This window comes from Rugamonas fusca (genome assembly GCF_014042365.1).
GTDB lineage: Bacteria > Pseudomonadota > Gammaproteobacteria > Burkholderiales > Burkholderiaceae_D > Rugamonas > Rugamonas fusca.
On record NZ_JACEZS010000077.1, the window covers coordinates 1 to 446 of the forward strand.

The 446-nt window shown below is 64.6% G+C and carries 1 pseudogene; it reads right to left on the reverse strand.

The window, feature by feature from the left end:
* Positions 1-446: pseudogene (locus tag H3H36_RS26385) on the reverse strand (CHASE domain-containing protein); the annotation flags it as partial.

A 446-nucleotide genomic window follows, 5' to 3' on the forward strand; every position in this document is an offset into this window, starting at 1 on the left:
AGCGCACGGTTCAGGCGTGCCTGCCGCGCTTCGCTCTGCCTCAGGTCGGCCGTCATTTCCCTGGCCAGCTCAACCACGCGCCTGCGGCTTCCCAGTAACAGCCAAAGGGCCCAGGCCAATATCAGGCTGCCCAGCTCGCCGACCAACGCGATCATGTTCGCGGCACGCTGATTCAGTTGCGCCTCAAATGCCGGCAAGGAGCGAACCAGCACCACCCACGGACGGCCATACAGGGTCAGCGACCTGACGGCCTGGAACCTGGCGGCCGACGTATCGACGCCTTCATTGGAGTCGAACATCCTGCTGTCGGGGTGCACTGTCGTGCCATCGTAGATATCCAGATCGAGCGTCACGCCGACCGCGTTGACGTTGCCGGCCAAAATGCCGGAGATGAGGTCGCGCAGCCGGAAAGAGGCATCCACCCACCCCAACAACGCGCCGCGGCG